We start from the raw sequence: 9,632 nt of genomic DNA, 5'->3' as shown, positions 1-9,632 counted from the left end.
GCCGCTCAGCGGCCGTCAGCTCGCCCCCGAGGGCGCAAGCACCCTTCCCGCCGCCGAGGCGGTGCCCATCGCCGTGGTGGGGGCGCATCTTTCCGGCATGCCGCTCAATACCGAGCTCACCGAGGCCGGCGGCGTGCTCCTGAAGCGGTGCCGCACGGCGCCGGACTACCGTCTCTACGTGCTGCCCGGCACCAGCCCCATGAAGCCGGGCGTGGTGCGCGCGCCGGGCTTTGCCGGGCCGGGGCTGGAGGTGGAGGTGTGGGCGCTTGCGCCCGCCGCCTTCGGCCGCTTCGTGGCGCGCATCCCGGCGCCGCTCGGCATCGGCAAGCTGCGCCTGGAGGACGGCACGGAGGTGCCGGGCTTCCTGTGCGAGGCCCATGCGGTGGCGGAGGCGCAGGAGATCACCGCGCTTGGCGGCTGGCGCGCCTTCATGGCCTCGCGGGCGGGCTGAGGCGACGGCAGGTGCTCTTTTCCGTGGCCGGGCTTGTCCCGGCCATCCACGCCGCGCCGTCGCGCCTGGCGTATGGCGCGGCTCCTGGCCGCCGGGCGTGGATGCCCGGCACGAGGCCGGGCATGACGGCGTTGGGCGCAAGCCACCATCGGCGCCCTGATGCCGGCGGATCAAACAGGCTCTTGGAACGAGCGTGCGATTGACCGATCAAATTCACTCGACTTGATCGGATCGCGCTCTAATGGCCGTGGCCGTCCTTGCCGTAGACCGCCTCGGGATCGAAGCGCGGGGTGTCGCCGGTGAAGGCGAGCTTCGTCGCCGGCGAGGGCGCGGCGCCCAGCGGCACGGTGCGGTAGAAGCAGGAGCGGCGCCCGGTGTGGCACGAGGCGCCGGTGCCGCCCACCTCCACCTTGATGACGACCGCGTCCTGGTCGCAGTCGATGCGCATCTCCTTGACCGCCTGCACGTGGCCGGAGGTCTCGCCCTTCTTCCAGAGCCGGCCGCGCGAGCGGCTGAAATAGTGCGCCTCGCCGGTGGCGATGGTGAGGGCGAGCGCCTCGGCGTTCATGTGCGCGAGCATCAGCACCTCGCCGGTGGAGGCATCGACGCAGACGCAGGTGACAAGCCCCGCCGCGTCGAAGCGGGGGGAGAGGACGGTGCCCTCTTCAAGCTCGGCGCCCCGCGCGGGCGGAGCGAAGGGGGAGGTCTCGGCGCTCATGATGACGGCTTTCGGAACGGGGCGCTCCTTGTGCCCGAGGCGCGGCGCGCACGCCAGCCCCCGGGGCCTACTTCCCCCCGCGCACCAGGGTGATGAAGCGCACCTGCTCGGCCGGGTCGTCGCGGAACACGCCGGTGAACTGGGTGGTGACGGTGGAGACGCCCTGCTTGGCGATGCCGCGCATGGACATGCACATGTGCTCGGCCTCGATCATCACCGCCACGCCGCGCGGGCGCAGGCCCTCGTCGAGCGCGGTGATGACCTGCGAGGTCAGGTGCTCCTGGGTCTGCAGGCGGCGGGCGTAGATCTCCACCACGCGGGCGATCTTGGAGAGGCCCACCACCCGCTCCACCGGGAAATAGGCCACATGCGCCTTGCCCACGAACGGCACCATGTGGTGCTCGCAATGGGAGTGGAAGGGAATGTCGCGCACCAGCACGAAGTCGTCGAAGGTGCCGATCTCGCCGAAGGTGCGGTCGAGGAGGGCGTCCGCGTCCTCGCCATAGCCGGAGAACAGCTCGTCATAGGCGGCGACCACGCGGCGCGGCGTGTCGAGCAGGCCCTCGCGGCCGGGGTCCTCGCCGATATAGGCGAGCAGAGTGCGCACCGCCGCTTCGGCCTCGCCGCGCGAGGGGCGCGGCGTGCCGTCCGGCAGCAAAGGTGCGATGGTGTCATGCAGGACGGCGGTGGTGCCGGGCTCCTCGGCCTCGGTCCCGATCTTCGCCCGGCGCGCCGCCTCCTCGGCACGCGCCTTCTTCTCCTGCTCGGCCTGAGCCATGAAGAGCTTCACCACCGCGTCCATGACCAACTCCGTTCGACCCTCACGCTGACGCGAAAGGGAGTGTCACCGGGTGTCGGCTATGCGCGCGCGGCCCCTTTATGCCCGCGCCCCGCCGGTCGTTCGGCGGTGGCTTTGCCGTCCTCGTCTATCCAAAGGACCCGCCCAGGGCTCGGTCCCGGCTCAATCATGCGGCGGCGTGCCCGACCGCGCAAGCCCGCCCGCATCGCGCCGGCCTTCTAACCCGGCGCCGGCGCGCTATATATAGGCGAACATGCCGCCGCCGGAAGAGGCGCCGGCCAAAGGACGCAACCGGCCCGGCCGGCGGAAAAGCCCATGCTCGACGACGTCTACAACGCCCGCATCCTCGCGCTCGCCGCCGATATTCCCCGGCTCGGGCGGCTCGCCGCCCCGCAGGCGAGCGCGCGCGCCCATTCGCGCCTGTGCGGCTCCACCGTCACCATCGATCTCGTGCTCGACGGCGACACCGTGGCCGATTTCGCCCACGAGGTGCGTGCCTGCGCGCTCGGGCAGGCCTCGTCCTCGCTCATGGCGCGGCACGTGGTCGGCGCCACCACCGCCGAGCTCCGGGAGCTGCGCGAGACCGTGTCGCGGATGCTGCGCGAGAACGGGCCGCCGCCCGAGGGAAAATGGGCGGACTTCGCGGTGCTGGAGCCGGTGCGGGAGTATCGCGCGCGGCACGCCTCCACCATGCTGACCTTCGACGCGGTGGTGGACGCCATCGACCAGATCGAGGCCGCCCGCAAGAAGACCGCCGCCGAGTGAGGCTCAGGCGGAGGCCGAGCGGGTGGCGATGGCCTCCAGCGCCGCCTCGGCCGCCGCGTCGAACGCCGCCTCCAGCGCCGGCGACCCGCCCCTGAGGCCGGCCGCCACCTCCCGCGCCCAGGCCACATAGGCGACGGCGCGCGCCGCCTCCCAGTCGAGAGGCGGGTCCTCGGCGAGCGAGCGCAGGTTGGCCACCTTGTCGGCAAGCTTCAGCAGCTTGCCGCGCGCCGACAGATGCGGCGCGTGGACGATCTGGAGACGCTTGCGCTCCTCGGGCGCGAGCGCCTTGTCGTCAGTGACCTCCGCCACGAGATGGGCCACATCGGCGCCGAAGGTGGCGGCGATCTCGGCCAGGGGGACGCCCTGGTCCTCCACCACGTCGTGGAGCAGGGCGGCGGCCACCAGTTCGGCATCCGTGCCGCCGGTCGCCTCGCTGACGAGGAGCGCCACCTCGGCGAGGTGGTTCACATAGGGCTGGGCGCGGCGACCCTTGCGGCGCTGGTCGGTATGGCGCAGCGTCGCGAACGCGAGCGCCCGAACCGCCAGGGCGAGCGGCGCGGGCGCCGCCTCCGGCCCGCCGGCAGGATGGGTCATGGACTGTTCGATCATAAGATGGTCGGTCATCGGTCGCCTCGCACGGTCGGGTGCCGAGGCCGATGGGTCCGGCCGGACCCGCCGGCCCGGCTCGAAGGAATGGGAAAAGTGTCGGACGCCATGAAGGCCCCGGAACGGGACGATTTTGAGGCGGCGCTGGCCGCCGCCCGCCCGCCGGCGCCGCGGGCGCCCGAGGTGCCTGCGGGCGGGCTCCGGCGGCTGCTGGGCGCGCTGGAGCTCGTCCCGCGCACGGCGCTGCGCGCCCCCATCCTCATCTACCGCTACACGCTCTCCTCGTTCATGGGGCGGCAGTGCCGCTATCTGCCCACCTGCTCGCAATATGCCGACGAGGCGATCCGCCGGCACGGCGCCTATGCCGGCTTCTTCATGGCGACAGCGCGCATCTGCCGGTGCAATCCGTGGGGCGGGCACGGCTACGACCCGGTACCCGGGCGCCTGCCGGAAGGCGGCCATCCGCTGGCGCCATGGCGCTACGGGGTCTGGCGCTACCGGGGCGGCCCGTGCCCTTGCGAGGACGACGCGCGCGAGCCGGCCGAGCCGTGAGGCACGCCCTGGCGGCGGGCGACGGACGGGCACGCCGGGAGCAATGAAAAAATGATCGCCCCTGTCGACCCGCCCCACCCCCGTTCGTCGTTACGCCAGGACGGCCGCGGCTGGCCGCCCCTGCCAACGGGAGACGAGACGATGCGCGTGATGGTTCTGGTCAAGGCCACCAAGGACAGCGAAGCGGGCATGATGCCCTCCACCGAGCTGATGGAGGCCATGGGCAAGTTCAACGAGGCCCTGGTTGACGCCGGCATCATGCTGGCAGGAGACGGTCTGAAGCCCTCCGCCCAGGGCAAGCGCGTCGCCTTCGACGGGGCGTCCCGCCTGGTCATCGACGGCCCCTTCGCCGAGACCAAGGAGCTGGTCGCCGGCTACTGGCTGTGGGAGGTCAAGGACATGGCGGAGGCGCTGGAATGGGTGAAGCGCTGCCCCAACCCCATGCCCGGCCCGAGCGAGATCGAGATCCGCCCGCTCTACGAGATCACTGATTTCGGCGCGGCGGTGACATCGGAGGTGCTGGAGAACGACCGCCGCCTGCGCGAGAAGACGGGCAGGGCCTGAGCGCGCGCCCGCAGCGGGAACCGGATGGGCGGCGCCGGCCTTCGGTGACGCGGGCGATGCCGGCCACGCCGTTGCGCCGGGCCGCCCGCGGACCCATGTGAAGGGTCGAGACGCGAGGCGCCCATGTTTCCCTTTTCCCATCGATCGCCGGGTCCGACCGGCGAATGCGAGGCGGCTCCCGAGCCCGAGGACGTCGAGCGCGCCGAGCGGGCGGGTCCGGGTCATGGCCAGCCCGCGGTCGGCCTCGCCCTCGGCGGCGGGGCGGCGCGCGGCTTCGCCCATATCGGCGTGCTGCGGGTGCTGGAGCAGAACGGCATCCGTCCCTCGGTGGTGGCGGGCACCTCCATCGGCGCGGTGGTGGGCGGCATCTGGAGCGCCGGCAAGCTCGACCGGCTCGAGGACTGGGCGCGCGGCCTCACCAAGCGCAACGTGCTCGGCCTCATGGACTTCGCCCTGGGCGGCCCGGGCCTCATCGCCGGTCGGCGCCTCGTGGAGCTGATGCGCCGCGACGTGGGCAACCTCGCCATCGACGATTTGCCGCTGACCTTCGCCGCCATCGCCACCGAGCTCGGCACCGGCCACGAGATCTGGCTCACGCGCGGCGATTTCGTGGAGGCGCTGCGCGCCTCCTACGCGCTGCCTGGCATCTTCACGCCGGTGAAGGTGGGCGGGCGCTGGCTCATGGACGGCGCGCTCGTCAACCCGATCCCGGTCTCGCCCACGCGGGCGCTCGGCGCGCGCATGGTGATCGCGGTGAACCTCAATGCCGACGTGTTCGGCCGCGGCACCGTGATCCAGGACCATGGCGGCGTGGTGGAGGACGCCGCCGAGGCGGCCATCGCCGAGAAGAAGGAGGGCATCGCCGCCATGCTGAGCCCGGAGCGGCTGCGGCGGCAGTTCTTCGCCGGGCACGGCGTCGCGGACGGCCCGCGCGGCCTGTCCACCGTTATGATCGACGCCTTCAACATCATCCAGGACCGCATTGCCCGATCGCGGCTCGCGGGCGACCCGCCGGACATCGCGCTCAACCCGAAGCTCGGGCGCATCGGCCTGTTTGACTTCCACCGCGCGGACGAGGCCATCGCCGCCGGCGCCGAGGCGGCCGAGCGCGCGCTCGACGACATCCGCGCCGCCATGGTGGCGCTGGGCTGATTTTCGGAGTGGGACGACGGCGCCGAGAGCGCCGTCAGGCCTTCTCCACCAGGGCCGCGCCCTCGCCGCGCCAGTGGCCGACGCAGGTCACCACCGCCCGCGCCACCGCGCCGCCGCCGGTCTCCACCGGATCGCCGGCCAGCACCGGGAACAGCTCGCCCTTGGAGACCGCGAGCGCGGCCAGCGCGAGACCGGCAGGGAACTGGGCCTCGAAGCCGTGGCCGAGCCGGTTCGCCACCGCGCGCACCGGAAGGCCGCTCGCCTTCAGGGCCTCGGCCTCGGCCGGGGTGGCATCGCGGCCGCCGGCGGCGCAGGAGAGCACCACCGTGCCCGGCCCGGCTTCCGCTTTGGCGATGAGCTCGGCGACCTTGCGGGTGGTCGCGCCCGGCTCGGACCGGCGCGCCCGCTCGGACCACACGCCCGAGAGCCGGGCGATGGGCGCGGCGCCGCGGGCCTTGGCGTGGGCGGCCGATTCGAGCACCAGGAACGCGCCCATGGAGCCCGACGGAATGCCCGGCGCCTCGACCGAGAACACCGGCCGGAACGTGCCCTTCATGCAGAAGTCGTCGAGCACGTTGAGCAGCAGCGTGTCCTCGCGCTCGGCATTGTAGGCGCCGCCCACGAGGCCGATCTCGCTCTGGCCCGAGGCGATGCGCGAATAGGCAACCCGCACCGCGTCCACGCCCGAGCTCTCCTCGCCCATGAAGGTGCGCGAGGAGCCGGTGACGCCGTGGACGATGGAGATGTTGCCGGCGAGCAGGTTCGAGAGCTGCGCCAGCGACAAGGTGGGCCGCAGGTCCGACAGCAGGCGCTCGTTCAGGAGCCGGCCGGGATCGTTGGAGCTGGCGAGGTCGCTGAGGATGGAGGCGTCCACCGCCGCGTCGCGCTCGCCGCCGCCGGCCGCCACCACCATGTCGGTCTTCGACAGGATGTCGGCGTTCTTGGCGATGCCCGCCGCCTCCAGCGCGAGACCGGCCGCATAGGTGCCGATGCGCTGCCAGGGCTCCATCTGCCGCTGGTCGCCCTTCTTGGGGATCTGGCGGTCGTAGTCGAGCTTGACGATGGGGTGGACCACATAGGGCGCGAACGTCTCGGCGTCCGTCACCGGAGCGGTGCCGCCCATCAGGGCGGCCCAGTTGGCCTCGGGCCCCTCGCCAAGCGAGGATACGAGGCCGATGCCGGTGATCCAGACATCGCGCCGGGCGGAAGTCTCAGGCATCGGCATAGTCCGCGAGCGGGAAGCTCACATGCTCGGCCACCTTGAGCACCACCGCCTTCATCTTGCCCTCGGGCCACGGCAGCACGCGGAAGGAGAGGTCGGCCGAGCAGATCTGCTTGCCGTCGAGCTTGGCCTCGGTCTTGACCACCACGTAGCCGGAGCCCTCGTGCTCGATCTTCGAATAGAGGTCGAGGTTGGCGCCCGGCAGAACGAAGGTGCGCAGCTTGGCCTCCTTCACCGAGGCGAGGAACGGCATGCGCTCGAATCGGTTGCGCGCCAGGATCAGCCAGCCGGTGGTCTGGGCCATGGCCTCGATGAGCAGCACGCCGGGCATGATGGGGTGACCCGGGAAGTGCCCCTCGAAGATGGAGCTTTCCTGGGGCACGAGGCCCTGGCAGTGGATGGTATCGAGCGAGGGGTCGATGGAGACGACCCGATCGATCATCTTGAAGACTTCAGGGCGCATGGTCCCCGTCCGGCCTCAGGCCGACTTCGCAGCGACCAGCTCGTCGATGCGCGCGCAGAGGTTCTTGAGCACGAAATACTGCTCGGTGGTGGCCTTGCCGTCGTTGACCTCCTGGGTCCACTGCTCCAGCGGCAGCTTGATGCCGAAGGCCTTGTCGATGGCGAAGGCGATGTCGAGGAAGTCCAGGCTGTCGATGCCCAGATCGTCGATGGCGTGGCTCTCCGGCGTGATCGTGTCACGCGGGATGTCGCAGGTCTCCGCGATGATGTTGGCCACGGTTTCGAACGTCGAAGACATGGACTGACGCCTCTCGTGTGCTCGGCCGCTTCTGGGCGCGACCGGCTCGCGCGGATTTGCGAGGGCTGCGGCCATGGCCGAGGGTTCGGCCTGAAGGCCCCTTCGGATGAGTTGATGGCCCCTATAGCGAACGCCGCCGTAGGATTCAATGGCCGGTCTTCCGGCCGGCCCTCACACGTCGAGCGCGCGCTCGACAAGCAGGCCGGCGCAGCCGCCCACGTCGTTGGCGCCATAGGGCCCCCGCGGACGGCCGAGGCGCGACGCCACAAAGGCTTCCGCAACATCGGCGGGAACCGTCTCGGTCATCGCCGCCGCTGCCGCGAGGTCATGGAGCCGATGCGCCGCGCGCCGCGCCTGCTCCTCGCGGTCGGGCGCGGCGAGGGCTGCGGCGATGTCGCTCGCCGCCGCGCGCGCCTCGGGTATGCCGCTGGCGTCCCGCACCAGCCCCTCGAGCACCAGCGCCAGCGCCTCCGGCTCACGCTGGGCCGCTCGCAGCAGATCGAGCGCCATCACGTTGCCCGTGCCTTCCCAGATGGCGTTCACCGGCGCCTCCCGGTAGAGGCGCGGCATGGCGCAATCCTCCACATAGCCGTTGCCGCCCAGCACCTCCATGGCCTCGAAGATGAAGCCGGGCGCCGCCTGGCATACGGCAAACTTCACCGCCGGGGTGAGAATGCGCGCCCGCGCCGCCTCCTCGGGCCGCGCCTCCGCCTGATCGAAGCTGCGGGCGAGACGGAGCACCAGCGCGGTCGACGCCTCGGCCTCCAAGGCGAGATCCGCCAGCAGCACCGCCATGGCGGGCTGGTCGGCGAGGCGGCGCTGGAACACGGTGCGATGGCGCGCATGGTGGATCGCCAGCGTCAGCGCCATGCGCATGAGGCCGGCCGAGGCCACCGCGCAGTCGAGCCGCGTCAGCTGCACCATCTCGATGATGGTGCTCACCCCGCGCCCCTCCTCCCCCACCCGCCAGGCGAAGGCACGCTCGAACTCCACTTCCGAGGAGGCATTGGAGCGGTTGCCAAGCTTCTTCTTGAGCCGCACGAGCTTGAGGTCGTTGACCGAGCCATCCGGCCGGAAGCGCGGCAACAGGAAGCAGGTGAGTCCCCGATCGGCCTGGGCGAGCACCAGGAAGGCATCGCTCATGGGCGCGGAGAAGAACCACTTGTGGCCGCTGATCTCGTATTCGTCGCCGCCGATCTGCTTGGCGCTGGTCAGGTTGGCGCGCACGTCGGTGCCGCCCTGGCGCTCGGTCATGCCCATGCCGACGGTGACGCCGGCCTTTTCCCAGAACGGCAGGAAGCGCCCGTCATAGGTGCGCGAGCGGATGCGCGGCAGCCAGTCCCGCAGCAGGTTCGGCGCTGCGGACAGAGCCGCCGGCGCGGCATGGGTCATGGTGAGGGGGCACACGTGGCCCGCCTCCACCTGGGTGGTGATGTAGAGCCGCGCGGCCCGCCGGCCGTGGGAGCGGCGGCCGGCCACGTCCCAGCTGGAGCAGTGCAGGCCGGACGCGTAGCTCTGCGCCATCAGCGCGTGGTAGGCCGGATGAAACTCGACGATGTCGCAGCGCCGTCCCTGCGGATCATGGCTGTGCAGCTCCGGCAGGTGCTCGTTGGCGAGCCGGCCGAGCGCGAACTGGTCGGCCGCGCCCCATTCCGCGCCGAAGACGGACAGGTCCTCGACAGCGCCATCGGATGCGGCGCTGTCCATCAACGGCCGGTCGGCGACAGCCAGATTGATGTCGCAGATCGGCGGCGGCTGATTGAACCTCTCCTCCACGTTCCGAAGCGTGTGCATGGGACGTCCCCGTGGCCGCGCTTTTCCAGCGCGATCTTGGCGCGACACGACTTATCGCAGAACGCCCGCTTGGCGCCGGGCACCGATCCACGTCGATCGCCTCGTTAAGTCCTGCGGATATTTCCCGAAAAATGCAAGGACCAGCATTACCATCGCAGAGTTGCAGACCGCATGCCCATCCGCCTCCGAATCCAGGCGGCTCAACGCGCGCGGCGGCAACCATCCCGCCCCGCCCGCGATTGCGGCCAT

General features: G+C 71.3%; 11 protein-coding genes and 1 pseudogene. 5 read left to right on the top strand and 7 right to left on the bottom strand.

Annotation, left to right across the window (positions count from 1 at the left end; translation table 11 throughout):
• Nucleotides 1-58: 58 nt before the first annotated feature.
• Nucleotides 59-451, top strand: a pseudogene (locus V5F67_RS05145) (allophanate hydrolase-related protein); the annotation flags it as partial.
• A gap of 238 nt (nt 452-689) precedes the next feature.
• On the opposite strand, the gene hisI reads toward V5F67_RS05145, so the two are convergent.
• Together hisI and folE are read right to left on the bottom strand one after the other, a co-directional pair.
• Entirely contained in the window at nt 690-1,169 is a 480-nt protein-coding gene (gene hisI, locus V5F67_RS05140; RefSeq protein WP_394018547.1) for a phosphoribosyl-AMP cyclohydrolase, read from the bottom strand.
• Between the two features lie 67 nt (nt 1,170-1,236).
• Nucleotides 1,237-1,971, bottom strand: coding sequence for a GTP cyclohydrolase I FolE (gene folE, locus V5F67_RS05135; RefSeq protein WP_394018549.1), 735 nt, complete (start codon nt 1,969-1,971; stop codon nt 1,237-1,239).
• A 312-nt stretch (nt 1,972-2,283) separates the two neighbouring features.
• On the opposite strand from folE, the gene V5F67_RS05130 reads away from it, so the two are divergent.
• Nucleotides 2,284-2,733, top strand: a complete 450-nt coding sequence (locus tag V5F67_RS05130; protein WP_394018551.1) for an iron-sulfur cluster assembly scaffold protein — start codon at nt 2,284-2,286, stop codon at nt 2,731-2,733.
• Nucleotides 2,734-2,736: 3 nt separating this feature from the next.
• On the opposite strand, the gene V5F67_RS05125 is transcribed toward V5F67_RS05130, so the two are convergent.
• Nucleotides 2,737-3,327 (bottom strand): HD domain-containing protein, encoded by a 591-nt coding sequence (locus tag V5F67_RS05125; protein ID WP_394018818.1) that lies wholly within the window; start codon nt 3,325-3,327, stop codon nt 2,737-2,739.
• A gap of 108 nt (nt 3,328-3,435) precedes the next feature.
• Here V5F67_RS05125 and yidD point away from each other — a divergent pair, with 108 nt between their 5' ends.
• From yidD to V5F67_RS05110, 3 genes are all read left to right on the top strand, one after another.
• Nucleotides 3,436-3,891, top strand: a complete 456-nt coding sequence (yidD, locus tag V5F67_RS05120) for a membrane protein insertion efficiency factor YidD (protein ID WP_394018553.1) — start codon at nt 3,436-3,438, stop codon at nt 3,889-3,891.
• 141 nt (nt 3,892-4,032) lie between these two features.
• Nucleotides 4,033-4,455: a YciI family protein gene (locus V5F67_RS05115; RefSeq protein WP_394018555.1), complete on the top strand. Its 423-nt coding sequence runs from the start codon at nt 4,033-4,035 to the stop codon at nt 4,453-4,455.
• A 123-nt stretch (nt 4,456-4,578) separates the two neighbouring features.
• Complete coding sequence (locus V5F67_RS05110) at nt 4,579-5,607, top strand: patatin-like phospholipase family protein (RefSeq protein ID WP_394018557.1); 1,029 nt, start codon at nt 4,579-4,581, stop codon at nt 5,605-5,607.
• A 34-nt stretch (nt 5,608-5,641) separates the two neighbouring features.
• Here the strand turns inward: V5F67_RS05110 and V5F67_RS05105 are convergent, their stop codons facing one another.
• The 4 genes from V5F67_RS05105 to V5F67_RS05090 all read right to left on the bottom strand — a co-directional run bounded on the left by V5F67_RS05105 (nt 5,642) and on the right by V5F67_RS05090 (nt 9,383).
• Nucleotides 5,642-6,826, bottom strand: a complete 1,185-nt coding sequence (locus V5F67_RS05105) for a beta-ketoacyl-ACP synthase (RefSeq protein WP_394018559.1) — start codon at nt 6,824-6,826, stop codon at nt 5,642-5,644.
• On the bottom strand, nt 6,819-7,292 hold the full coding sequence (locus V5F67_RS05100; protein ID WP_394018561.1) for a 3-hydroxyacyl-ACP dehydratase FabZ family protein: 474 nt from the start codon (nt 7,290-7,292) through the stop codon (nt 6,819-6,821). The genes V5F67_RS05105 and V5F67_RS05100 overlap by 8 nt, the downstream gene beginning before the upstream one ends.
• A 15-nt stretch (nt 7,293-7,307) precedes the next feature.
• Nucleotides 7,308-7,589: an acyl carrier protein gene (locus V5F67_RS05095; protein WP_394018563.1), complete on the bottom strand. Its 282-nt coding sequence runs from the start codon at nt 7,587-7,589 to the stop codon at nt 7,308-7,310.
• 171 nt (nt 7,590-7,760) lie between these two features.
• Nucleotides 7,761-9,383 carry an acyl-CoA dehydrogenase family protein gene (locus V5F67_RS05090; protein ID WP_394018565.1) on the bottom strand — a complete coding sequence of 541 codons (1,623 nt, stop codon included), beginning with the start codon at nt 9,381-9,383 and terminating at the stop codon, nt 7,761-7,763.
• Between the last annotated feature and the right edge of the window lie 249 nt (nt 9,384-9,632).

It is taken from the genome of Xanthobacter pseudotagetidis, from assembly GCF_043194795.2.
In the GTDB taxonomy this organism is placed as follows: Bacteria; Pseudomonadota; Alphaproteobacteria; order Rhizobiales; family Xanthobacteraceae; genus Xanthobacter; species Xanthobacter tagetidis_A.
This window is presented reverse-complemented; position numbering and strand designations above follow the sequence as displayed.